Below are 23,408 nucleotides of genomic sequence, written 5' to 3'. Positions count from 1 at the left end.
CACCTCGCCAGATGCTGGGCAGCGTTGCCGACGGCAACGCCTTGCCGATGCCTTGCTCTTGGGCAGACGGTTGCACGGCGATGCGCGCGCACGGCATGGCACAGCACGCGATCAACGCGTGTGCGAATTACCGAACGGGAGTGGCGCCGGAGCGTCTGCCAGCTGGGACAGCCATGCAGGCGTCAGTGGCGGGGCGGGGAGTACCCGGCAATGCACTTGGAACGCGAGCGCATTGCGCTCAACTTGTAATGCTTGGTCATGACGGCTGCACCAGCGTGACGACAGCACCGCAGGCGCCGATGCGATGCACTGCATGAGCGGCGACAGATACGCGCTGGCCGGTACGACGATGCTGCATCCAACCATCTCCCAGTGCAGGTGCTACGTGGAAACGCTGTTGCCGTCATGTGCGTCGGGCGCAACGCCGATGGCGCGTGTTGCCGACTGTGGCTAGTGATAGACCGCGTTTTGCGCTCTGTCAAGTAGGTGTGAAGTGTGTGCGGAGATCCTCGTATTGCCTGCGGATAGATCACCAATTCCGGGTTGCGCGGTCGCGGTGTCTGCATCCTGCGATGCAACGCAGCATGCGCAGATCATGCAACAGGCGCTGGCCATGACAGCCGACGCCTGTTGTGGGTCACGCGGATGCCCCGCTTATTTCGGCAACGGCGAACGCCCCGAGATCGAGAACGCTGCGGCCTCGCCAGCCGCGCCGGTGCCGGGCTGGCCACCGCCAACAAACAGCGTGTAGTCGCCGGCTTCCACCGAACGCTGCCCGGTACGATCCACATCGCTCAGCGCGCGCGCATCCAGGGTGAAGCGCAGCGTGCGCTGCTCGCCGGGCTTCAGATGCACACGCTGAAAGCCGACCAGGCTGCGCAACGGAGACTGCGGGCGATCCGGATACTGCAGATACACCTGGGCCACTTCGTCGCCGGCACGCGTGCCGGTGTTGCGCACGGTGGTGGTCACCTGCAACGAACTGCCGGCTTGCAGGGTTGCAGTGGACAGCTGCGGCGCGGCGTAGGCAAAGCTGGTGTAGCTCAAGCCGTAGCCGAACGGAAACAGCGGCTCGCCCTTGAAGTAGCGGTAGGTGCGGCCCTTCATGTCGTAGCTGACGTAGGGCGGCAGGTCCTTGGTGGAGCGATAGAACGTCACCGGCAGGCGCCCGCCGGGGTTGTCGTCGCCGGCCAGCATGCGCGCGATCGCGGTGCCGCCGGACTGGCCCGGATACCACGCCGCGACGATCGCATCGGCATGCGTCTTGGCCCAGTTCAGGGCCACCGCGCTGCCGCTCATCAGCACCACCACCAGCGGCTTGCCGGAGGCCTTGGCCCGTTCCAGCAGCGCCTGCTGCGGGGCGGGCAGGGCGATGTCGTTGCGGTCGCCGCCGTCGAAGCCGGGCACGTCGATGCGCAGTTCCTCGCCTTCCACATCCGGCGACAGGCCGACGAAGGCCACCACCGCATCGGCCTGCGCCACCGCCTGCTCGGCCTCGGCCAGTTGCGCGGCCGCCGGTGCCAGCCACTCCAGGCGCACGCCCTGGTCCTGGCCGCGGTGTTCCATCTCCAGGCGAATCTTGTGCGGGCGGGTGTCGTCGAAGTGCAGCACGGTTTCCACGCTGCGGCCATCGGCGTTGTGCATGCCGGCCGGCACATGCTTGTCTTCGGCATTGCCGGCGACCACCAGCTTGTCGTCGATGTATAGCCGCACCGGGTCGTGGCCGGCGCAGTCGAAGCAGCGCGCCACCCGTACCGCCAGCGTGTAATCGCCAGCGCTCGGCGGCAGCAGTTCGCCGCTCCAGCGCACCGCGTAGCGATCGGCCGGCACGCCCTTTGCGGGGGCGACCTGGTCCCAGTTGAAACTCACCGTGCGATCCTGCCGCACCACGCGCGGCGCACCGTCCAGCTCGACAGTGTCGAAATATTCGCCACGCAAGCCCGGCTTGCCGTCGCTGCGCAGCGCGGTTTCCGGAATCATGCCGGGTACGCCCGCGGCCAGCGGCGCACCTTGCGCATAACTCACCTGCTGCGCGCCGAAGCGCTGGCGCAGGCCGAGCAAGGGCGTCACCGGCTCGGACGAGGTGCCTTGATAATTGGCTTCCAGCGCCGCCAGGGCATCGGCATTGGGGCCGATCACCGCCAGCCGCGTGCCGGCCTTCAACGGTAGTGTGCCGGCCTCGTTCTTGAGCAATACGATTGATTCGGCAGCGGCTTTCAGCGCCAGCGCACGGTTGGCTGCGTTATCGATATCCCTGGCACCGAGCTTTGCATACGGATCCTTGCGCGGCGCTTCCAGTTCGCCCAGGCGATAGCGCGCGGCGAACAGGCGCACCAGCGATTGGTCGAGCAGGGCTTCGTCCACTTCGCCACGTTCGATCGCCGTGCCGAGTTCGCGATAGGCATGCCCGCAATTGAGATCGTGGCCGGCCTTAAGCGCTGCAGCCGACGAGCCTGCATTGTCCGGGCGGAAGTAATGGAACTGGGTCATGTCGTCGACCGCATCGCAGTCGGACACCACAAAGCCCTTGAAGCCCCAGTCGCCACGCACGCGGCCGTTGAGCAACCAGTCGGCCGCGCAGGCCGGCGTGCCGTGCAGCGAGTTGTACGCGCACATCACCGAGCCGGCCTGGCCGTCGATCAGGGCGGCGCGGAAGGCGGGCGTATAGGTCGCCTCCACATCGCGCGGCGACACGTCCACATCGAAGCTGTGCCGGCCAGGCTCCGGGCCGCTGTGCACCGCGATGTGCTTGGGCGTGGCGATGGTGCGCGGGTGATCCAGATCGTCGCCCTGCAAGCCGCGGATGAAGCCCACCGCCAATTGCCCGGTGAGGAAGGGATCCTCGCCGTAGGTTTCCATGCCACGGCCCCAGCGCGGGTCGCGGAAGATATTGATGTTGGGCGACCAGATGGTCAGGCCCGCGTAGCGCTTGTGATCCTTGCCCGGGGCGCCGGCCTGATTGAACTTGGCACGCGCCTCGGTCGACACCACCGTGCCCACCTGCTGCATCAACGCGGTATTCCAGCTGGCGGCAAGGCCGATCGACTGCGGAAACACCGTGGCGTAGCCATTGCGTGCGATGCCGTGCAGGCCTTCGCTCCACCACTCGTAGGCGGGGATGCGCAGGCGTGGAATCGCCGGTGCATCGTTCATCGCCTGCGCGACTTTCTCCTCGCGGCTCATCTGCGCGACCAGCGCGGCGGCGCGTTGCTCCGGCGTCGCATCGGGTTGTGTTGCGGCCAACGCCGGCGCGCCCACCAGCGGCAGGCCCAGGCCCAGACTCAGCGCGACCGCCAGGCGGCATGGAAACACGGACAACGACATCTGCTCACTCCTGCGGGGCGGCGAATGGCCGTCACGCGTTGTTCTTGGATTGCCCGCAGCGAGACCGCGGGCAGCGGTTGGTGACACTCGGGTTGGTGATTGCCGCCGATCAGGCGCCGGATCAGATACGAGACCTGCGCCCGGCACTGCCGTCACTGCGCCACGCGCAGTCTTAGCGGATGGCGCAGCGCCCTGAGACGAGCGCTGCGCCATCGTCTGACGCCTGTTCCCGGCGCGGCTTACTTCGTCTCGGCCGGCTCCGGCGGTGCACCGGCCAGCGTGCTCGCCAGATCGCGCACCTGCAGCGTGGACTGCAACTGTGCCAGCGCGGCCTTGCTGCTCACATGCACGGTCAACGGCTCGCCCGGCAACAGGTCGAACGCGTTGTCCGACAGCGTGGCATCCACATCGCCGAACGATAGCCAGACCTCGCGTGCCAGCGTGTTGCTGGACAGCGTCAGCGCGTAGCCATCGTCATCGGCGCGCCATTGGCTGTCGATCTTGGCGGCCGGCAACACCAGCTGCTTGGCCGGCGCGAAGAACACCACCTCGCGCGACAGCAGCTTGTCGCCGTCGAACAACTCGAAAACCGCGTAGCTGCGCTTGGGGTCGGCGCTGCCCAGCAACTGCTTGTCGCTGAAGTTGCCCACCTGCAGGCTGCTGAGCGGTTTGACGGTGGCCTTTTCCTCGCGCTTGCTCAGCAGCTTGCCGTCCATGCTCATTACCCGCATGCGCCAACGCGCGGCCAGCGGGGTGGTGCGGTCGGAGACCAGCGACACCTCGGTCTGGCCCTTGTCGTTACGCAATGCGGCGATCAGCTCCGGCGCGTAGAAGCGGCGGGCGTGGTAGTGCAGCGCCTTCCAGCGGCCGTAGTAGTCCACGCTGGACCACGACGCACCCGGCCACACATCGTTGAGCTGCCAGTACAACGAGCCCATCGATTGCGGACGCGATGCACGCAGATGTGAGGCGGCCAGGTTGATGCCTTCGGCCTGCATCAGCTGGCTCAAGTAGACGAAGCTCTCGAAGTCCTTGGGCTCGCCGAATTCGCGCCGGATGTACAGCATCAGCCGCTTGTTGCCGTTGCCCTTGTCGAACTTCTGATGCACGCGCATCACCGGCGATTCCGGATCCATGTCGCCGGGTTCGGCGAAGGCACGCACGGTGCGCATGTCCGGGAACGACTGCAGGCCGTATTCGGACATGAAGCGCGGGGTGACGTTGAGGTATTCGGTCACCGGCAGCGCGGGGCCGCCCCAGACCTTCCAGTAATGCATGTCGCCATCGTTGGCCTGGTCGGCGGCGCCGTCGAAGTTGGTGCCAGGCGAGGTGGACCAATACGGCACGTCGCTGTCGTAGGTGGCCACCACTTCGCGGAACACGGTGCCGAACAAGGTGGTCATGCCGCGCTCGATGCGGCTGCGTTCCTCCGGGTCCACCGACTGCTTGAACTTGACCCGGTCGCCCCAGTTTTCCCAGCCGGTCTGCACTTCGTTGTTGCCGCACCACAGCACGATGCTGGGATGGTCGCGCAGGCGCTTGACCTGTTCGATCGCCTCCTGCCGGGTGTTCTCGCGGAACTCCACGTCGTACGGCGGCACTGCGCCGCCGAACATGAAGTCCTGCCAGATCATGATGCCCAGCTCGTCGGCCACCTCGTAGAAGCGGTCGTCCTGATAATGCCCGCCGCCCCACATGCGCAGCATGTTCATGTTGGCATCGCGCGCATCCTGCAAGGTGCTGCGCATGCGCTCGGGGCTCACGCGCGCGGGGAACGCATCCAGCGGGATCAGGTTGGCCCCCTTGGCGAAGATCGGGATGCCGTTGATCACGATCTCCATGCTCTTGCCGTACTTATCTTTCTCGCGGCGCAGCTCCACCGAGCGCAGGCCGGTGACCCGCTTGATCTGCTGGCTGTCGCCATCGGCATCACGCACGCTGGCCACGAAGGTGTAGCGGTCCTGTGCGCCGTAGCCGGCCGGGAACCAGCGCTTGGGCTTGGCGATGCGCACCGGCACATCGATGCGGTTCTGGCCGGGGTCGACCACCGCCTGCTGGGTGAATTGCCCAACTTTCTGCCCATCCGGGCCCAGCACGTCCAGCGTTACCTGCACCGGGCCGCTGCGGCCGGCCTGCAGTTCCAGCTGCGCCTGCAATTGCGCGCTGTCGGCATCCACGCGTTGCTGGGCGATATGCAGCCCGTCCACGCGCACCGCATCCCAGGCTTCCACGCGCACGTCTTTCCAGATGCCGGCATTGACCATGCGCGGGCCCCAGTCCCAACCGAAGTTGTACGGCGCCTTGCGCACGTAGGTGGAGCTGTGGCGCGATTCGGGTTCGTCGCCGAAGGCGGAATCGTAGGCGCCCGGCAGCGCGTACGGCTGCTTGGCCAGCCACGGCTGGATCTTCTTGATCGGCGAGAACAGCTTGACCTCGAGCACGTTGTCGCCACGCTTGAGCAGGGGTTTGGCATCCACGCGCCACTGCCGGAACATGTTGTCGGCGCTGAGCAGCGGCTTGCCGTTGAGGGTGACCTCGGCAAACGTGTCCAGGCCGTCGAATACCAGCTCGACATGCTCGCGCTTGAGCGTGGCCGCATCCACGTTGAAGCGGGTGTGGTATTGCCAGTCGCTCAGGCCCGCCCACTGGATCTTGCCTTCGTTGTCGCGATAGAACGGGTCCGGCACGATCTTGGCGGCGATCAGATCGGTCTGCACCGCGCCCGGCACCTGCGCCGGCAACCACGCCGCTGCTTTCGGATAGGTCCTGGCCTGTTCCTGGCCCGGCACCAGCCGCACCTGCCAGCCGCTGTCCAGGGGCGTCGCGGTGGGCGGCGCGGCCCAGGCCTGCGAGATGGCAACGGCCAGGGCAAGCCCGAGGCGGGCGGGGGCGGGAACGCAACGAAGACGGGACAGGGGCATGGATGACTCTCCTTGGATGGATCAGCGCGTGGCGGCGGGGGGCGCCTGCGCGGTGGTTTCAATCAACTGGACGGCGCCGATGGCATACAGCGGGCCGCGAACCGGCGCGGTGAAGCGCAGGCATAGATCGTGGATGCCGGTGCGTGCAGGCAGTGCGGTTTCCAGCGTGAATTGTTCGCCCAGCGTGGCGCTGTTGGGCAATTGCACGCTGGCGATCAGCTCGCCCTCGCAGCCCAGGCGTACTTCCAGCTCACCGCGGCGCGTCTTGGCGGGGTACTGCACCACCTTGGATTGTTCGTGGGCCAGGCCGAAATTGTTCGGCAGTCGTGCGGCCTCGATCCGGATCGCGCCGACGCCATCCAGGCGCGCCTGCGGATAAAGCCGGCAGGCATGGAACAGGTCGACGTTGTAGACCGGCGTGTCGGCAGCGGTCAGTTCCGGCAGCAGCGGCAGGCGCAGGCCGAGCGCCCCGGTGTCCACGCAATCGCGCAGGCCCTGGGTGTCCACGCGCAACAACCCGGCACGATCGAAAGTACGGCTGCGTGTGGCCGCCAGCGCGGTGCCGCCGGCATCGAAGGCGGTGGCCTTGACCGTGGTCGGCAGCTGGATCGTAAACGGCGCCGCATAACGTGGCGATGCCGGCGTGGGATCGCTGCCGTCGACGGTGTAGTGCAGCGTGCCCGCACCGGCCTGGGTGCCGAGTGTCACCTTGGCCGGGCCACCGGCCAGCACCGGGTTGGGGCCGCTTTCCAGTGTGATATCGGCGGCGAAGGCGCCGTCGCTGTAGTCGATGCCCAGCGCTTTGTAGCGCTGCAGCTGCGCCGGCAGGCGCGCCAGGAAATCCTTCCAGTTGCGGGCAGCCACCGGCGACCAGGTCACTTCGGCGATGGCGGATAGACGCGGGAACAGCGCGTGATCCACATGCCAGCGCGAGGGAATGTATTCGGACCACAACGCGCCTTGCGCGCCGAGTACATGCTTGGCCTGCTCGGCGGTCAGTGTGTCGGGCACCGGGTCGAAGGCGTAGACCTTTGACAACGGCAGAACGGTCAGGCGGCCGTTGGGTTCGTCGCTGCGCGTGGTCTGCAGGTTGTCCAGGTACAGCCAGTCACCTGGCGCAAGCACCACATCGTGGCCTTGCCTGGCGGCGGTCACCGCACCGTCGGTGCCACGCCACGACATCACCGAGGCGCTGGCCGGCACGCCGCCTTCGAGGATTTCGTCCCAGCCGATCATGCGCCGGCCGTGCTGGGTGAGATAGGCCGCAAGCTGTTCGTTGAACCAGCCTTGCATCGCGTGCGCATCCTTGACGCCCAGCTTGCGCATCTGCGCGCGCACCGCGGGCGAGGCTTCCCACTGATCCTTGACCGCCTCGTCGCCACCGATATGGATATATGCCGACGGGAACAAGGTCAGCACCTCGTCCAGCACGTTGGTGATGAAGCTCAGGCTGCGTTCGCTGGTGTTGAACAGGTACGGGTTGACGCCCCAGTCCACGCCCACTTGCGTGCGCTGGCCGGGCACGCCGACTTCTTCCGGATACGCGGCCACCGCGGCCTGCGCATGCCCGGGCATGTCCAGCTCGGGCAGCACGGTGATATGCAGGCGCGCGGCGTAAGCGACGATCTCGCTTATCTGCTCCTGCGTGTAAAAGCCGCCATAGCGCTCGGGCGTGCCGTGCTGGCCGGCACCCGGCGGGGTGCGCCAGGCACCGACCTCGGTGAGTTTGGGGTAACGCTTGATCTCGATGCGCCAGCCCTGGTCGTCGGTGAGATGCCAGTGCAGCACATTGAGCTTGTGCGCGGCCATCGCGTCCAGCACATGCTTGACCGTGTCCACGTCGTGGAAGTGGCGGGCCACATCCAGATGCTGGCCGCGCCAGCCAAAGCGCGGCCAGTCGCGGATCGCCACCGCCGGTACGGCGACATCGCCCTTGCGCGCATCCGGCGTCATCAATTGCCAGGCGCTGATCGCGCCATAGAACAGGCCAGCGCCATCGCGCGCGGTGATGCGGATGCCATTGTCGTCCACATCCAGGCTATAGCCTTCCTTGTGTGCCACCGGCGCCTGCGGGGTGCGCTCCAGGCGGATGCTGTGCGGCGAGGCGCTGGTTTCGGTGCGCACTTCCAGGGTCAGGCCACGGGTGCGTTGCAACAGGCTGGCCAGCGACTCGGCGCTGCGGCGCACTTCGGCGTTACCGGTGGGAATGGAGATCACCGTGCCGGTGCCGACGCGGAAACTGCCGGTGCCGCGCCTGGCTTCGGCCGGGGCGGGAATCAGGGGCAGCGGTGCGGTGGTCGCAGGCAGTGTTGCGGTATTGCCGGGGTTGGCTGCGGGTGCGGTCGCTGCATCGCGTTGGCCGCAGCCCGCCAGCACCATCGCCGTCAGCGCCATCGCAAGCAGGCACGAGGAGCGTCGGTGCGATGACAGCAGGCGCGATGACAGGCTGCGCGGCGACGGCGGCCCGGATAACGGTGAGCTCAGGCTCGGTGCGGAGTTCGACATCATGCAATCACATCCCGGTATGGCGGGGGAGATACGGCAGCCACGCACAGTAGCAAAGCCGTGCCGGATGGCGCAGGGACTGGCGCACGCTTCGTCGGGGTGCGCGGTGTGTGGTGTCGCGCAGCGCCCGCGCTCCGCATGGCGTGTTGCAGAACGGGCGCGGGCAGTGCACGCATCGGCTTGCAGTGGATGCATTCCGATGTGAACACCGACCGCGCCCGTCCTGTCGTGCAGCAGTGCGATGACGCGGTCAGCGCTGCGCGGTCGGCAACTCGTCCCACACCTTCGGGTCTTCGGCGCCCAGCACCCAGCAGCTGAAACCTTCCAGGCCGTACTGCTTCACCAGGTCGTAGCGTGCCTTGAAGCTGCGCGCATCCGGGCGGAACACCCACTCGCGCATGTCGTCGCGGTAGAAGTAGAACCACGATTCCTGCTCGACCGGATCCCATTGCACGGTGGCGTTCTGCTCGATCGCCAGCGGGAACGATTCGTCGGCATCGATGTAGGTGGCGGAGATGTTCGACGCCTCGGTGCCGTCTTCCTTGACCGGATTACCGGTGTACCAGCGGTAGCCGTAGGTGGCGATGCCGAGCGAGAGCTTGTCCTTCGGCACCTGGGTGATCGCGTAGTCCAGGTGCTTCTTCATCCACACCATGCCGTCGACCGGGCCCGGCGTGGTCCAGCGGGTGTGCTGGTCGTAGGTCATGATGCTGACCAGATCCACGGCCTGGCCCAGCGCCTTGAGGTCGTACGCGCCGCGCCAGTATTCCCACATCCACTTGGAGAACTGGCCGCCTTCGGCATGGCCCGGGGCATTGGGCACCACCGCCACCGACATTTTGAAGCCGGCCTTGTGCAGCGCATCGGCGGTCTGCTTGACCATCAGCGTGTAGGCGTCGCGGTCGGTCCAGGCGATGTTCTCGAAATCGAACTGGAAGCCGTAGTACTTGTGCTGCTTGCCGTGGATCAGCAGCGATTCGATCATGCGCTTCTTGGCGGCTTCGTCGTGCATCAGCTTGTGGAAGCCGTCGCGCCCGGTGGTCATCGACAGGATCGGCATTACCCGCAGGTTCTTCTGCTTGGCGATGTCGTACAGGTACATGTTGGGTGTGCCGTTGACCAGGCCGTTCTGGTCGACGCCATACCAGGTCGGCACCACCACGTCGATCTTGTCGACATTGGCCAGGAACGAGTTGGTCGATTTCTGCGTGTTCATCAGATAGAACAACGCCGTGGGGGTTTTGGCCAGGGCCGGCGCGCACACCAGCGCCAGCGCCAGCAGGATCCAGGTCAATCGCTTGCTCATGAAAACAGCATCCGTCAGGGAGTGGAGGAAGAAGAAAGCTCGATGCGCAGCACGTAGGCGTGCTCGCCGAGCGGCTTGGCCGGCAGGCGCAGATGCAGGCCGTCGGCCTGCTGCTCGAACGGCACCTTCTTGCCGTTGGCCAGCAGCGTCACGCCGCGCACGCCGTCGGCCGGTGTCAGCGAGCGGATCACCGCCTTGCCGCCGGCCGGCCAGCCGAGTTCGATCGCATACAGCGCGCCATCACGCGTGGTGAAGCGGAAATCCTCGGCGGTGTAGGGCTTGGTCTTGACGTCCTGGAAGGTGCCGCCGACCACCTCGGTCGGGCCTTCGCCATACACGCGCCACGGCTTGCTGTCGTAGATCGCGCCGCCGTTGGTCTTGAGCCACTTGCCGATCGCCAGCAGGATGCCGCGCTCGGTATCCGGGATCGAGCCATCGGCACGCGGGCCGATGTTGAGCATCAGGTTGCCGTTCTTGGCCACCACATCGGCCAGCATGTGGATGATGAATGTCGGCGACTTGTAGGTGTCGTTTTCGATGTAGCCCCACGACGCATTGCTCACCGAAGTGTCGGTCTGCCAATGGGTGGGATGGATGCCGGTGAGCTGGCCGCGCTCGATGTCCAGCGTGCCGGCCCCTTCCGGAAACGCGCCCAGCTTGTAGTTCACCACCACGCCGCGATCGGCTTCGGTGCGCGCCGCGCCCTGGTTGTAGTAGTAGGCCAGCATGGTCGGCAGGCTGCTGCGGAAGGTGGGGTGGGCAATCCACCAGTCGAAATAGATCAGGTCCGGCTGATAGGTGTCGATCAGCTCGGTGGTACGCGCCAGCCAGTCGTCCAGCCAGGCCTGCGACACCGGCGTCCAGTCGTTGGCCACATCGGCATCGTCCTTGCCCGGCAGGCGCACCTGCGCCGGGCCGTACAGCGCGGCATAGCGCGGGTCGTTGACGTCCGAATCGAACTTGCGCCCACCATCGAAGAACCAGTTGTGCTCGGCGCGGTGCGAGGACAGCCCGAAGTGCAACCCCTGCGCGCGGATCGACTTGGACAACTCGCCCAGCAGATCGCGTTTGGGTCCCATCTTCACCGCGGTCCAGTCCGACAACCGGGAGTCGTACAGCGCAAAGCCGTCATGGTGCTCGGCCACCGGCACCACATAGCGCGCGCCGGATTCGCGGAACAGCTTGGCCCAGCCATTCGGATCGAACTTGGGCGCGGTGAACTTGGGAATCAGGTCCTTGTAGCCGGAGCTCGCCTGCGGTCCGTAGGTCGCCACGTGATGGGCGAATTCCTTGGAGTCCTCCAGGTACATGTTGCGCGAATACCACTCGCTGCCGAACGCCGGCACCGAGAACACGCCCCAGTGGATGAAGATGCCGAACTTGGCGTTGTCGTACCACGCCGGCGATTGATAGGCCTTGAGTGCAGCCCAGTCGGGGCGGAACGGACCCTTGCGTGCGCCGGCTTCGGCTTCGCGCACCAGGCGCTCGCGTTCGGGGGCGTACTTGGCGGAGGCGCTGAGCCACTGCTGGTCGATCTGTTCCGGGCTGAGCGTGGTGGCGGTGGGCGCGGTGGGCGATTGCGCGCTGAGCGTGGCAGCAGGCAACGCGAGCAGCAGACCGAGCGCGAGCATTCGCGTTCTGGGTGCAGCTCCGGCGTGGCGGCGGGATGGAGCCGCGGGGCGGCTATCGGTCGTCATGGGAACTGCACTCCTTCAAGCGAGACATGTCGGTTGCAGCGCAGCCGGCACGTGGATGGCAAAAGCGGGCCTGGCCATGCTCCCTCAACCGCGAAGGGGCGTGGCCAGTACCACTCCTTGGTACAACATCGAGCGGTGCGCTGCATGCAACGCACAGCTCAAAAAAAACGCGCCACCGTGGAGGGTCGGTGGCGCGCCGGTGCTACATCAGAACTTGAAGTTCAACTGGGCCTGATAACCGCGGCCGTTCTTGTAGAACGCCGTTGGCGTATCGCGCGTGTTGCTGAAGAGACGGTAGGTCGAATCCAGCAGGTTGGTCGCGCCAAAGGTGATGCCCATGTAATCGGTGATCTGATACGAGGCGGTCAGGTCCAGCTGCTTGTAGCTGTCTGCAAAATCTTCCGACGACAACCGGCCGATCTGGGTGAAGTACTTCGAGCGGTAGCTGTAGTTCACACGCACCGTCCAGTCGCCGTGCTCCCAGTACGGGATCACGTTGTATGTATCGCGCGACAGGTACGGCAGGTTCAGACCGGAACTGGAATCGGATTCGGCAAACGTGTAGTTGGCCTGCAAGCCAAAGCCCAGGCCGAAGGTCTGCTGGTAGTTGACCGCCACACCCTTGACCTTGGCGTCGGAGACGTTGATCGGCGATGTCACCAGATACAAGCCAGCAACGCCGCTAACCGGATCTGTGAGCTGACGGACGCTCGTGGTGTTGACGATGTAGGAGCTGATGTCGCGATAGAACACTTCACCCGATAGCATGCTGGAAGGTGCGAAATACCACTCGGCCGCCAGATCGTAGTTGGTGGATTCGTAAGGCTTCAGATCCGGATTGCCACCACCGGCGGTCAGGTTGCCATTGTTGCTATTGATGGTGAAGGTGCCTGCGAGGTCGCCATACCGCGGACGCGCAATGACCTTGGCTGCTGAGAAGCGCAGCACGGCGTCGTCGGTGATGTCGTAGGCGATGTTGAAGCTCGGCAGCGCCTTGCGGTAGTCGTTGGTCTCGGCTACGCGCGAGTAGTTGGTGCCGCCATCGGCACTCTGCCAGTACAGCGATTTGTCGGTGGTATCGACCAAGCGTACGCCTACATTACCGCGCCACTTGCCAGTTTCGTAATTCAATTGAGTGTAGAAATTCTGCGTGATCTCCTTCACATCAAAGGACGAGCCGAAGTCGGTGCGGAACGGTCCTTGCGGCTGCGATAGCAGATAGCTGCGCACGGCGCCCAGATTTGCAGTGGACCAGGTTGTCAGGTCGCCACTGGCCCCCAGCCCGTCGTACAGGCTACTCGGCGTGCTACCAGGACTGAACTGAGTCAGCGAAACAGGATCCGTGGTGTTGATGCGATTGCTGCGTGCTGCCACACCATTGTTGTGGTTGATGTACTTGTAGCCGAACTGCAGCTTGGTGAACGGACCCCATTCCAGGTCGCGTGCCGCGTCCCACTGGAAATACTTCTCTTCGTCAGTGCTCTGTTGATAAAGGATGCCGCCGGCCTGTATGGCGGTTTGATCCTGTGAGCCTGCAGCAAGTCCGGCCGGAGAGCCCGGCAGCGTCCAGTTTGCGACACCGCCATTGTCATAGTTCACGGCCGTGCTGTTGCCGTTGTAGGCAAAGTTATAGCCGCCATCCTGCAACAAGAACTTCATCAGGTATTCGGGGTTCTTGCCGCCGGTGGCCTTGGTGTCGCCGACCTGGGTGGTGAACACCCACTTTTCACCCGACCAGTCATGACGCAGGTTAAGGCTCTTGGTGGTGACGGTGCTCTCGCGGTAATTTGCGTCCAGCTGCGCGTACGGCTGCGCCAACCCGCCGTCAGAAACCGTAGCGGAGGTGATCACGCCGTTTTGCACATTAGCCTGCGTCACCAGCCTCAGGTTATTGATGCTGTCTCCAGAACCGTCAGCGGCCGGCGATCCACACGCAGGACACATGTAACGCGACTGGCTGAAGTTGTTGTACTTGCCCTTGATGTACAGGCCGGTCAGGTTGAATTCGTTCTGCTCGTTCGGCTTCCACTGCAACGCACCCTGTAGGCCGCTGCGTTCGCGGGTCTGCTGGAAGAATGCGCTGTTGATGCCGGCCGGCACACGGGCGGTGGCCACATCGCTGCCGTCGCCGGTGATGGTGGCGCTGGCGGGAATGTTGGCGCCGGTGGTGTAGCCGAAGTATTCGATACCCGCGCGTGCCAGGTCCTGCTTGTCATGCGTGGCGGAGATCAACGCACCGAAGGTTTCGTCGTCGTTCTTCCAGCTCCACAGCGCCGAACCGCGCGGATTGCCTTCTTCCGAACGGTCGTTGTAGTTGTAGCCGACCGAGCCGCGGATGGTGTTCTTGGGCAGGTCCAGCGGCTTGCGGGTGTGCACGATCACGGTGCCGCCGATCGAGCCTTCGTCGATGCGCGCTTCCGGGGTCTTGTAGACCTCCATCAAGCCGATGATTTCCGGCGACAGCAGGGTGTAGTTGAAGGTACGGCCGCTGGTGTCGGTCGGGTTGCCGCCCCAATCGCCCGAGGCGATGGTCTGGCCGTTGAGCAGCACGCGGTTCAAGGCCGGGTCGGTGCCGTTGATGCTGACCTTTTCGCCTTCGCCGAACTGGCGATCGACGCTGATGCCCGGCAGGTGCGACAGCGATTCGGCAGCATTGATGTCCGGGAACTTGCCGATGTCTTCGGCGCTGATCGCATCGACGATCGAGTTGGCCGAGCGCTTGACTGACTGGCTCTTCTCCAGCGATGCGCGATAGCCGGTGACGGTGATGGTGTCCAGCTCGGTGGTCGCCGACGGCGTGGCGGCAGGAGCCTGTTGTTCTTGTCCGGCAGCCATTGCAGAGCCGGAGCAGTACAGAGCGGCGGTAATACAGAGTGCTAACGTCGTGGTGCGGCTGTGCATGGCTAAACCTCGTTGGTTAGTGCTGTGAGCGCGCCGCCTCTGGAAGGCGTCACGCGCTCGGCGTGGCCGGCAAAACAACACGCCCTGACCGATCGCGGTGATCGCACTGGCACGCGTCGCAAGAGGCGGGCCCGGGTGATTGATTCGCGTGGTAGAGGAGGTGTCCCCCGTGTGGTGAAGCGGTAGAGCGAATGCGACTTCAGTGAGTCGAACATCGGGTGATGTCCCGCTCACGAATCTGGAATGCACCGGCGAGGGAGTAGCCCGTTCCTGAGTACCGAACAGTCCATGGCCCCTCCTGCCAGAACCCCGATTTGGATCGAGTCTCGCGTAGCGTTGACAGCGTTGTCAACACATCGTCACAGATCTCTGAAGCGGCTGCGATTGCGCTGCAATGCAGCATTTGTTGGTGATGCCGCGCATTGCGCCGACGCGGCTGCGCAACGCATCAAGAGTGGCGCCATGTCGCGATCAGCTGTTTCTATGGGGAATTACACATATGCAGATGGCTGGCCCTGATTTGTGCTGAAATCGCTGTCATGGATGCGGATTTTTAGTGGATGATGAAATTGGCGGCATCCTGTTTAAATCGTGATCGCCACGGTTGCGTTACAAAGCGATTACTGACAACGTTGTCTACCCCGTTACCGTTCGTCGGACAACGGGCATGACGCCAGCCCGCGGCCACTTATCAGGAGAATGCGTGAGCGCAAGCAGTCCAATGGAAGCGGTGGCCTTTCCGCGCCCCGACACCTTCGTTGCCGCAGACGTGGGGGGGACGCATGTGCGTCTGGCGCTGGTGTGCGAAGGCGTCGACCCACGCCAACCGGTCACGGTGCTGGACTATCGCAAGTACCGGTGCGCCGACTACCCGGGCCTGGCCGAGATCATGGCCGCGTTCTTTGCGGAGCTGGGCTGCGCACCGGTGCAGCGCGGCGTCATCGCCAGCGCCGGGTATGCGCTGGAAGACGGCAGCGTGATCACCGCCAACTTGCCGTGGGTGCTGGCGCCCGAGCAGATCCGCCGCCAGCTCGGCATGCAGGCACTGCATCTGGTCAACGATTTCGAAGCGGTGGCGCATGCGGCCAATTACATGGCTGGCAATCAGGTCCTGCAGTTGTCCGGCCCGCCGCAGGGCGCGCCGGGTCCGGCGCTGATTCTGGGCCCGGGCACCGGCCTGGGCGCGGCGTTGTGGATTCCCAACGGCGCCAACCCGGTGGTGTTGCCGACCGAGGCCGGCCACGCCGCGCTTGCCGCCGCCAGCGATCTGGAAGTGGCCTTGCTGCAGGAGCTGCGCCGCACTCGCACGCATGTGGCCACCGAGCACCTGCTTTCCGGCCCGGGCCTGTTGAATCTCTATACCGCACTGGCCGCGCTGCGGGGCGTGCCGGCGCTGCACGCCAGCCCGGCCGATGTCACCGCCGCCGCGCTTGCTGGCGAGGACGTGCTGGCACGCGACGCGCTGCAGGCGTTTTGCGGCTTCATGGGTAGCGTGGTCGGCGACATGATGCTGCTCTATGGCGTGCGCAGCGGTGTCTATCTGGCGGGTGGATTCCTGCCGCAGATCGCCGCATTCGTGGCCGCAAGCGATTTCGTCGCACGTCTGCTCGACAAGGGCGCATTGCGTCCGGCGCTGGAGCAGGTGCCGGTCAGCATCGTCGAGCACGGCCAGCTCGGTGTGATCGGCGCGGCCAGCTGGTTCCTGCAGCACGGCCGCTGAGCCTCGCGCATCGCCAGGTGCAGCAGTCCGGCTGCGCCAAACCGATCAACTCCACATCTTCCGTAGGAGCGCACCCGGGCGCGACGGGGCGTTCCCGATAACGCTAGGTCGCGCCCAGGTGCGCTCCTACGAGTCGGCGCGCGTCTAGGGCCGGGACGCTGTGGACGGAGCCATCAACATGCAGCGGACGACGCAACGCCGGGCAACTCCACATCCCCGTAGGAGCGCACCCGGGCGCGACGAGGCATTCCCGATAACGCCAGGTCGCGCCCAGGTGCGCTCCTACGATGTCATGGCGCTATAAGTCCCCGAACCGCGACTGCAGCGCCGCAATTGCCGCCAGGCCCGCGGTTTCGGTGCGCAGAATGCGCGGCCCCAGTTGCAGGCCGCTGAAACCGGCATCGGCGAGGGTGGCGCGATCGCGCGGCGACCAGCCGCCTTCCGGGCCGATCGCCACGATTACACGCGGTTGCGCGCCGAGCGCCAGGCTGCCCAGGCGATGCTCGCCGTGCGGGTCCAGCGTCAGCCGTAGCGCCTGCGGATCGCTGGCCTGCGCCGCGTCCTGCAGGCCGTGCGGCGCAGCGACCGTGGGAATGCGCGCACGCCCGGACTGCTCACAGGCCGACACCACCACGCTGCGCCAATGCGCCAGGCGTTTTTCCATGCGCGCCGCATCCAGCTTGACCTCGGTGCGCTCGGCGTTGACCGGCACGACCTCCGTCACTCCCAGCTCGGTGGCCTTCTGCAGGATCAGATCCATCTTCTCGCCGCGCGCGATGCCCTGGATCAGGGTGATCGACAACGGCGACTCGTTGCGCAGCGGCTCGGCACGTTCCACCAGTGCGCGCGCCTCGCGTTTGCCGGCCAGGGTGATGCGCGCGTGGTAGTCGCTGCCATCGCCGTTGAACAGCACGCAGGCATCGCCCTCGCGCAGTCGCAGCACACGCAGCAGGTGATTGGCCGACTCTTCGGGCAGCGTCACCTCCTGGTCGCAGTGCAGCGGCAGTGCGACATGGGAGCGGGTCAGGCGCATGCAACGGCCTCCTCGATGGCGTGGCGGGTGGTCGCAGCCAGCAGCGCAAGTTGCGCGTCGTCCACGCAATACGGCGGCATCCAGTACAGCACGTCGCCGAGCGGTCGCAGCACCACGCCCTTGTCGAGTGCGGCGCGATAGGCCTTCAGACCCACCCGCGCCGCAGACGGAAATGGCGTGCGCTTGTCGCCGCCCTGCGTGAGTTCGAACGCCACGATCATGCCGGCCTGGCGCACGTCGGCCACCGCGCGGTGTTCGCCGATCTGCGCAGCCAGCGTGGTCATGTGCGCGGCGGTACGCTGGTTGCGCGCAATGACATCGTCGTCTGCAAAGATCTGCAGCGTTGCCAGCGCGGCGGCGCATGCCAGCGGATTGCCGGTGTAGCTATGCGAATGCAGGAACGCACGTTCGCGCGAGTCGTCCAGGAACGCGTCGTACAACTGCTGCGTGGCCAGCACCGCCGACAGCGGCAGGAATCCGCCGGTCAGCCCCTTGGACAGGCACAACAGGTCGGGCATGATCCCGGCCTGTTCGCAGGCGAACAGGCTGCCGGTGCGGCCGAAGCCGGTGGCGATCTCGTCGGCGATCAGGAACGCGCCATGCGCGTCGCACAGTTCGCGTGCGCGGCGCAGGTAGGCCGGGTGATACATGCGCATGCCGCCTGCGCACTGCACGCGCGGCTCCAGGATCAGCGCGCAGATTTCGCCGGGCGATTGTTCGAACACCGCCTGCAACGCATCGGCCGCCTGCAGTGCGTAGTCTTCCGCGCTCTGTCCGGGCTCGGCCAGGTAGGCATCGGGCGAGGGCGCAAAGATCGACTCCAGCAGCAACGGCGCATACACGCGCCGATACAGCGGAATGTCGCCGACCGACAGCGCGCCGATGGTCTCGCCGTGGTAGCCGTTTTCCAGCGCGACGAAACGCGTGCGGCGGTGCTCGCCGCGGTTATGGAAGTAGTGGAAGGCCATCTTCAAGGCCACTTCCACGCCGGCCGAGCCATTGTCGGCATAGAACACCTTGGACAACGGCGCGCGGCCGGCCTGGCGCGGCGCGATCGCCAACAGGCGCTCGGCCAGCTGCACGGCGGGCGCATGGGTGAAGCCGGCCAGCATCACCTGCTCCAGTTCGCCAGCCTGGCGCGCGATGGCGGCACCGATGCGCGGTTCGCTATGGCCGAACAGGTTGGTCCACCAACTGCTGACCGCATCCAGGTAGTGGCGACCGTCGTGGCCGATCAGCCACGCACCATCGCCACGCGCGATCGGCACCAGCGGAAGTGTGTGCGGGTGCTCGCGCATCTGCGTGCAGGGGTGCCACAGCACCTCAAGATCGCGTTGCCGCCAATGTTCGTCAGCTTGAGAGGCTGCCGGGTCTGCTAGGATTTCGGGCTCATGAACATGTCGATGCATACGCCTATTCTATCGGTCGGCTCCGCCGCTGCGTGCTACGCATGAGTCCGCGCCTGCCAACCATCCACAAGATCACCGATCTGGGTGACGGGCCGTTCCGTCGCCAGCAGCTGGATCTGGAATTTTCCAACGGCGAGCGTCGCCTTTACGAGCGCCAGCTCAGCCAGGGCCACGGCGCGGTGGTGGTGGTACCGATGCTCGACGCGCAGACCGTGCTGCTGGTGCGCGAGTACGCTGCCGGCGTGCATCGCTACGAGCTGGGCCTGGTCAAGGGCCGCATCGATGCCGGCGAGACGCCGGAGCAGGCCGCCGACCGCGAGCTCAAGGAAGAAGCCGGTTACGGCGCGCGCCAGGTGCAGGTGCTGCGTGCGATGACGCTCGCTCCTACTTATATGAGTCACCAATCCTGGTTGGTGCTGGCACGCGACCTCTATCCCGAGCGCCTGGTGGGCGACGAGCCGGAAGAGATGGAGGTGGTGCCCTGGCCGATCGCCCGTCTGGACGAATTGATGCTGCGCGAAGATTTTTCCGAAGGCCGTTCGCTGGCCGCCTTGTTCATTGCGCGCGAGTGGCTGGAGCGCAACCCATGATCCGCATCCCGATGGAACTGCGCGAAACCGTGATCGCCATCGCCCGCGAGGCGGGGGCGGCGATCATGGATGTCTATGCGCAGGATTTCGCGGTGCAGATCAAGGACGACGCCAGCCCGCTGACCCAGGCCGACCTTGCCGCCAACCGTGTCATCGTCGAAGGCTTGCGCCGGGTCACCCCGGACGTGCCGGTGCTGTCGGAAGAATCCGCGCACGTGGCCTGGGAAGACCGCCAGTTCTGGACCAGCTACTGGCTGGTCGACCCGCTCGACGGCACCCGCGAATTCGTCAAGCGCAACGGCGAGTTCAGCGTCAACATCGCACTGATCCATATGGGCGCACCGGTGCTCGGCGTGGTGCAGGCGCCGGTCGATGGCCGGGTCTGGTACGCCGCACGGGGCGAGAACGCCTACCGCCGCGATGGCGACCGCGACGAGATGCTGCACACGCGCACGCCGGCGGCCACGCCGCTGCGGGTCGCCGCCAGTCGCTCGCATCGCGACGCGCGCACCGCCGCCGCGCTGGAGCGTATGGGTGAGATCGATGTGGTTGCGCAAGGCTCGTCGTTGAAGTTCTGCCGCATCGCCGAAGGCGACCTGGACGTGTATCCGCGCTTCGGCCCCACCTCCGAGTGGGATACCGCAGCCGGCCAGTGCGTGCTGCACGCCGCCGGCGGCGTGCTGCTGGCCGGCGGCACTGGCAAACCGTTCCGTTACAACCGCCGCGACACCTTGCTCAATGGAGATTTCATCGCGCTGGGCGATCCCAATCTGCCGTGGCGCAGCTGGCTGGTGTGAGCACGGCCGACCGCCGCTTGCGCGCTCGCCGAGTGAATCCGGTGGCTGCGCGCAATCCCGATGCAGTCATGTCCAGCGCGGTCCCTGCCCATCGCGCGCCGCCAGGTGATGCTGTGCGTGTGTGCGGCACCGTCTGGTCACGCCATTCAAATGCACAACACCTGCTAGGAACACACCATGTCTCAGTCCCCGCCGACCGGCGACCTCCAGCGCCTGCTGCAGCTGATGGCGCGCCTGCGCGATCGTGAGCACGGCTGTCCGTGGGATGTGGAGCAGACCTTCGCCAGCATCGCGCCGTACACCATCGAAGAAGCCTACGAAGTCGCCGACGCCATCGATCGCAATGACCTGCCGGCTCTGCGCGACGAGCTGGGCGACCTTCTCCTGCAGGTGGTCTTCCATGCGCAGATGGCCGCCGAGCAGGGCGCGTTCGGATTCGCCGACGTGGTCGCCACGCTCAGCGACAAGCTGGTGCGTCGCCACCCGCATGTGTTTGCCGAGCAACGTGCCGACGATGCGCAGGCGGTGAGCGCCAACTGGGAGCAGATCAAGCGCGACGAACGTCGCGCGGCCGGCCATCAGGACGACTCCGCGCTCGCTGGCATCGCACGCGGCCTGCCGGAATGGCAACGCTCCACCAAGCTGCAGGCGCGTGCGGCGCGAGTCGGCTTCGATTGGCCCGGCCCGGCGCCGGTGCTGGAAAAGCTGCAGGAAGAAATCGAGGAACTGCGCGTGGAGTTCGCGCGCGGCCCGGTCGCCGACAACCAGGCGCGGCTGGAAGACGAGCTCGGTGATGTGTTGTTCGTCTGCGCCAACCTGGCGCGCCACGCCAGGGTCGACGTGGGTGCGGCGCTGCGCCATGCCAATCTCAAGTTTGAGCGCCGCTTTCGTGCGATGGAAGCGCAGGCACAGGCGGACGGCACCTCCCTGGCCGCGCTGTCGCTGCAGCAGCAGGAGGAGTTGTGGCAACAGGTCAAGCGCGGCGAACGCGGCGGTGATCCTGCTGCTCCCGATCAAGCTGCCGCGACGCCTGTCACTGACGCGCCCGCGGCCGGTGATCAGGCGCGCGACACTGCGGAGCTGCAGCAGGCCGACGTTGGCAAGCAAGGCGTCGACAAGCCAGGCCGCGCATGAATGCTGCACCGACCACGCTGTTGCTGTTCGCGGCCACTGCCGTCGCCGAGCTGGTCGGCTGCTACCTGCCTTATCTGTGGCTGCGCAAGGGCGGCAGCATCTGGTTGCTGCTGCCGACGGCGCTGAGCCTGGCCGTCTTCGTCTGGTTGTTGAGCTTGCATCCCGATGCCAGCGGCCGCGTGTATGCCGCCTATGGCGGGGTCTATATCGCCAGTGCGCTGCTGTGGCTGTGGTGGGTGGACGGGGTGACGCCGACGCGTTGGGATCTGCTGGGCGCAGTCTGCTGCCTGCTCGGCATGGCGATCATCATGTTCTCGCCGCGCGGCGCCTGAGCGCGCCTTCGCGGCAACGTCTGCGCTTTGCAAAGCGCGGTCGCCTGCGCGTTGCGGCGAGCTGCGTAACGCCGACACACCGCCAGAGGTAGTCAGCCACAGCGCCGCATGCAGGGTCGTGACCGCCGTCGCCGAAGCTAGGGCGCGCAGTGGGGACAGGTGGCGCTAGGGCATACTCAAGTTAAGGATCGACTCGTCATCGCAAGGGGCTGCTCATGTTTCCGACTTCTTTCTTGGCCATCGCCGTTCTGGTCGCTGGCGTCATCGTGTTGTTCAAGACCGTGCGCATGGTGCCGCAGGGCTTTCAGTGGACGGTGGAGCGCTTCGGCCGCTACACCCACACCATGAGTCCGGGTCTGCACTTTCTGGTGCCGGTGGTCTACGGCGTGGGGCGCAAGATCAACATGATGGAGCAGGTGCTCGATGTCCCCAGCCAGGACGTCATCACCAAGGACAACGCGGTGGTGCGCGTGGATGGCGTGGTGTTCTTCCAGGTGCTCGATGCCGCCAAGGCCGCCTATGAGGTTTCCAACCTGGAGATCGCCTCGATCGCGCTGGTGCAGACCAACATCCGCACCGTGATCGGCTCGATGGATCTGGACGAATCGCTGAGCCAGCGCGAGACGATCAATGCGCAGCTGCTCAGCGTGGTCGACCAGGCCACCAATCCCTGGGGCATCAAGGTCACCCGCATCGAGATCCGCGACATCCAGCCGCCGCGCGACCTGATCGACTCGATGGCGCGGCAGATGAAGGCCGAGCGCGAGAAGCGCGCGCAGATCCTCGAGGCCGAGGGCTCGCGCCAGTCGGAAATCCTGCGCGCCGAAGGCGAGAAGCAGGCCGCCGTGCTCGAGGCCGAAGGCCGCAAGGAAGCCGCCTTCCGCGACGCCGAGGCGCGCGAGCGTCTGGCCGAGGCCGAGGCCAAGGCCACCCAGATGGTCTCCGATGCGATCGCCAATGGCAGCGTGCAGGCGATCAACTATTTCGTCGCGCAGAAGTATGTGGAGGCGTTCAAGGCGCTGGCCACCGCGCCCAATCAGAAGTTCGTGCTGATGCCGATGGAATCCAGCGGCGTCATCGGCTCGATCGCCGGCATCGCCGAGCTGGCAAAGGAAGCGCTGAACAAACCCGAGGCGAGCCATGTGCGCGTGCCGCCGATGCCCCCGCGCGTGGGAGGCTGAGCCATGCGTTGGGACGTGGTGGCCTGGGCGGTGCTGGCGTTGCTGTTGATTGCTGCCGAGACGCTGGTGCCCGGCGCGTTCCTGCTGTGGATGGGCATTGCCGCCGCAGCGGTGTGCGTGCTGGTGCTCGCGTTGCCGGGCATGTCGCTGCTGCTGCAGATCGTTGCCTTCGTGCTGCTGAGTTTCGTCTCGGTGCAGGTGTATCGCAGCTGGTTTCGCGGCAAGGGCCGGCAGAGCGATCGGCCCCTGCTCAACCGACGTGCCGAGCAGTTGATCGGCCGTTGCGTGGTGCTCGACCAGGCAATCCACGAGGGACGCGGCCGTGCCAAGGTCGACGACGCGTTCTGGGTGGTCAGCGGCCCGGACCTTCCGGCCGGCACGCCCGTGCGCATCGTCGGTGTCGATGGCATGACCTTGCAGGTGCAGGCGGCCGGTTGATCGGGCAGGGCACGCGCGTCGTGCCCATGCAGCGATGCTGCAGCGCGGCGCGATAGGGCGCGGCCAGGTCCAGCGGTCGGCGACGCGCTGCCGCATCGCCTGCGCCGTTTCCCCCAAGCA

Annotated in this window: 15 protein-coding genes, 1 tRNA gene and 1 pseudogene; 7 read left to right on the top strand and 10 right to left on the bottom strand. The window is 65.8% G+C overall.

What is annotated here, in order from left to right; all coding sequences use genetic code 11:
• Nucleotides 1-654: 654 nt before the first annotated feature.
• The 8 genes and pseudogenes from KHN93_RS15255 to KHN93_RS21800 all read right to left on the bottom strand — a co-directional run.
• Nucleotides 655-3,324 (bottom strand): glycoside hydrolase family 3 C-terminal domain-containing protein, encoded by a 2,670-nt coding sequence (locus KHN93_RS15255; protein ID WP_211920607.1) that lies wholly within the window; start codon nucleotides 3,322-3,324, stop codon nucleotides 655-657.
• A gap of 239 nt (nucleotides 3,325-3,563) precedes the next feature.
• Nucleotides 3,564-6,245, bottom strand: coding sequence for a beta-mannosidase (locus tag KHN93_RS15250; protein WP_211920605.1), 2,682 nt, complete (start codon nucleotides 6,243-6,245; stop codon nucleotides 3,564-3,566).
• Nucleotides 6,246-6,266: 21 nt separating this feature from the next.
• Nucleotides 6,267-8,753: a family 20 glycosylhydrolase gene (locus KHN93_RS15245; protein ID WP_425600153.1), complete on the bottom strand. Its 2,487-nt coding sequence runs from the start codon at nucleotides 8,751-8,753 to the stop codon at nucleotides 6,267-6,269.
• Nucleotides 8,754-9,000: 247 nt separating this feature from the next.
• Nucleotides 9,001-10,056 (bottom strand): glycosyl hydrolase family 18 protein, encoded by a 1,056-nt coding sequence (locus KHN93_RS15240; protein ID WP_016903894.1) that lies wholly within the window; start codon nucleotides 10,054-10,056, stop codon nucleotides 9,001-9,003.
• A 14-nt stretch (nucleotides 10,057-10,070) separates the two neighbouring features.
• Nucleotides 10,071-11,753, bottom strand: a complete 1,683-nt coding sequence (locus tag KHN93_RS15235; protein ID WP_211920602.1) for an alpha-L-fucosidase — start codon at nucleotides 11,751-11,753, stop codon at nucleotides 10,071-10,073.
• Nucleotides 11,754-11,960: 207 nt separating this feature from the next.
• The gene (locus tag KHN93_RS15230) at nucleotides 11,961-13,868 is read right to left on the bottom strand and encodes a TonB-dependent receptor (RefSeq protein ID WP_244812125.1); all 1,908 of its coding nucleotides are present in this window, start codon (nucleotides 13,866-13,868) and stop codon (nucleotides 11,961-11,963) included.
• 20 nt (nucleotides 13,869-13,888) lie between these two features.
• Nucleotides 13,889-14,028, bottom strand: a tRNA-Val gene (locus tag KHN93_RS15225).
• Between the two features lie 167 nt (nucleotides 14,029-14,195).
• Nucleotides 14,196-14,588: pseudogene (locus tag KHN93_RS21800) on the bottom strand (TonB-dependent receptor plug domain-containing protein); the annotation flags it as partial.
• 787 nt (nucleotides 14,589-15,375) lie between these two features.
• On the opposite strand from KHN93_RS21800, the gene KHN93_RS15215 reads away from it, so the two are divergent.
• Nucleotides 15,376-16,374, top strand: coding sequence for a glucokinase family protein (locus tag KHN93_RS15215; RefSeq protein ID WP_181098296.1), 999 nt, complete (start codon nucleotides 15,376-15,378; stop codon nucleotides 16,372-16,374).
• Between the two features lie 298 nt (nucleotides 16,375-16,672).
• Here KHN93_RS15215 and KHN93_RS15210 read toward each other — a convergent pair whose 3' ends face one another.
• The gene (locus tag KHN93_RS15210) at nucleotides 16,673-17,407 is read right to left on the bottom strand and encodes a 16S rRNA (uracil(1498)-N(3))-methyltransferase (protein ID WP_211920600.1); all 735 of its coding nucleotides are present in this window, start codon (nucleotides 17,405-17,407) and stop codon (nucleotides 16,673-16,675) included.
• Nucleotides 17,398-18,816, bottom strand: coding sequence for an adenosylmethionine--8-amino-7-oxononanoate transaminase (bioA, locus tag KHN93_RS15205; protein WP_211920598.1), 1,419 nt, complete (start codon nucleotides 18,814-18,816; stop codon nucleotides 17,398-17,400). The genes KHN93_RS15210 and bioA overlap by 10 nt, the downstream gene beginning before the upstream one ends.
• Nucleotides 18,817-18,857: 41 nt before the next feature.
• Here bioA and nudE point away from each other — a divergent pair, with 41 nt between their 5' ends.
• The 6 genes from nudE to KHN93_RS15175 all read left to right on the top strand — a co-directional run bounded on the left by nudE (nucleotide 18,858) and on the right by KHN93_RS15175 (nucleotide 23,288).
• Nucleotides 18,858-19,406, top strand: a complete 549-nt coding sequence (gene nudE / locus KHN93_RS15200; RefSeq protein ID WP_016905001.1) for an ADP compounds hydrolase NudE — start codon at nucleotides 18,858-18,860, stop codon at nucleotides 19,404-19,406.
• Complete coding sequence (gene cysQ, locus KHN93_RS15195) at nucleotides 19,403-20,203, top strand: 3'(2'),5'-bisphosphate nucleotidase CysQ (RefSeq protein WP_024939266.1); 801 nt, start codon at nucleotides 19,403-19,405, stop codon at nucleotides 20,201-20,203. Before nudE ends, cysQ begins: the two co-directional genes overlap by 4 nt.
• Before the next feature lie 177 nt (nucleotides 20,204-20,380).
• Entirely contained in the window at nucleotides 20,381-21,337 is a 957-nt protein-coding gene (gene mazG, locus KHN93_RS15190) for a nucleoside triphosphate pyrophosphohydrolase (protein WP_104569674.1), read from the top strand.
• Nucleotides 21,334-21,669 (top strand): YnfA family protein, encoded by a 336-nt coding sequence (locus KHN93_RS15185; protein ID WP_211920596.1) that lies wholly within the window; start codon nucleotides 21,334-21,336, stop codon nucleotides 21,667-21,669. The genes mazG and KHN93_RS15185 overlap by 4 nt, the downstream gene beginning before the upstream one ends.
• A 215-nt stretch (nucleotides 21,670-21,884) precedes the next feature.
• Nucleotides 21,885-22,850 carry an SPFH domain-containing protein gene (locus KHN93_RS15180; RefSeq protein ID WP_039813436.1) on the top strand — a complete coding sequence of 322 codons (966 nt, stop codon included), beginning with the start codon at nucleotides 21,885-21,887 and terminating at the stop codon, nucleotides 22,848-22,850.
• 3 nt (nucleotides 22,851-22,853) lie between these two features.
• Nucleotides 22,854-23,288 (top strand): NfeD family protein, encoded by a 435-nt coding sequence (locus tag KHN93_RS15175; RefSeq protein ID WP_039526063.1) that lies wholly within the window; start codon nucleotides 22,854-22,856, stop codon nucleotides 23,286-23,288.
• The last annotated feature ends 120 nt before the right edge of the window (nucleotides 23,289-23,408 follow it).

This window comes from Xanthomonas arboricola pv. juglandis, assembly GCF_905367715.1.
GTDB lineage: Bacteria > Pseudomonadota > Gammaproteobacteria > Xanthomonadales > Xanthomonadaceae > Xanthomonas > Xanthomonas arboricola.
This window is presented reverse-complemented; position numbering and strand designations above follow the sequence as displayed.

Bases quoted from the DNA above. Each gene is read 5' to 3' on its own strand.
- bioA (WP_211920598.1), bottom strand. From the start codon at position 18,816: ATGCATCGACATGTTCATGAGCCCGAAATCCTAGCAGACCCGGCAGCC.
- KHN93_RS15180 (WP_039813436.1), top strand. From the start codon at position 21,885: ATGTTTCCGACTTCTTTCTTGGCCATCGCCGTTCTGGTCGCTGGCGTC.
- KHN93_RS15175 (WP_039526063.1), top strand. From the start codon at position 22,854: ATGCGTTGGGACGTGGTGGCCTGGGCGGTGCTGGCGTTGCTGTTGATT.
- KHN93_RS15245 (WP_425600153.1), bottom strand. From the start codon at position 8,753: ATGATGTCGAACTCCGCACCGAGCCTGAGCTCACCGTTATCCGGGCCG.
- KHN93_RS15215 (WP_181098296.1), top strand. From the start codon at position 15,376: ATGGAAGCGGTGGCCTTTCCGCGCCCCGACACCTTCGTTGCCGCAGAC.
- KHN93_RS15235 (WP_211920602.1), bottom strand. From the start codon at position 11,753: ATGACGACCGATAGCCGCCCCGCGGCTCCATCCCGCCGCCACGCCGGA.
- KHN93_RS15240 (WP_016903894.1), bottom strand. From the start codon at position 10,056: ATGAGCAAGCGATTGACCTGGATCCTGCTGGCGCTGGCGCTGGTGTGC.
- KHN93_RS15185 (WP_211920596.1), top strand. From the start codon at position 21,334: ATGAATGCTGCACCGACCACGCTGTTGCTGTTCGCGGCCACTGCCGTC.
- KHN93_RS15255 (WP_211920607.1), bottom strand. From the start codon at position 3,324: ATGTCGTTGTCCGTGTTTCCATGCCGCCTGGCGGTCGCGCTGAGTCTG.
- KHN93_RS15250 (WP_211920605.1), bottom strand. From the start codon at position 6,245: ATGCCCCTGTCCCGTCTTCGTTGCGTTCCCGCCCCCGCCCGCCTCGGG.
- KHN93_RS15210 (WP_211920600.1), bottom strand. From the start codon at position 17,407: ATGCGCCTGACCCGCTCCCATGTCGCACTGCCGCTGCACTGCGACCAG.
- nudE (WP_016905001.1), top strand. From the start codon at position 18,858: ATGAGTCCGCGCCTGCCAACCATCCACAAGATCACCGATCTGGGTGAC.
- cysQ (WP_024939266.1), top strand. From the start codon at position 19,403: ATGATCCGCATCCCGATGGAACTGCGCGAAACCGTGATCGCCATCGCC.
- mazG (WP_104569674.1), top strand. From the start codon at position 20,381: ATGTCTCAGTCCCCGCCGACCGGCGACCTCCAGCGCCTGCTGCAGCTG.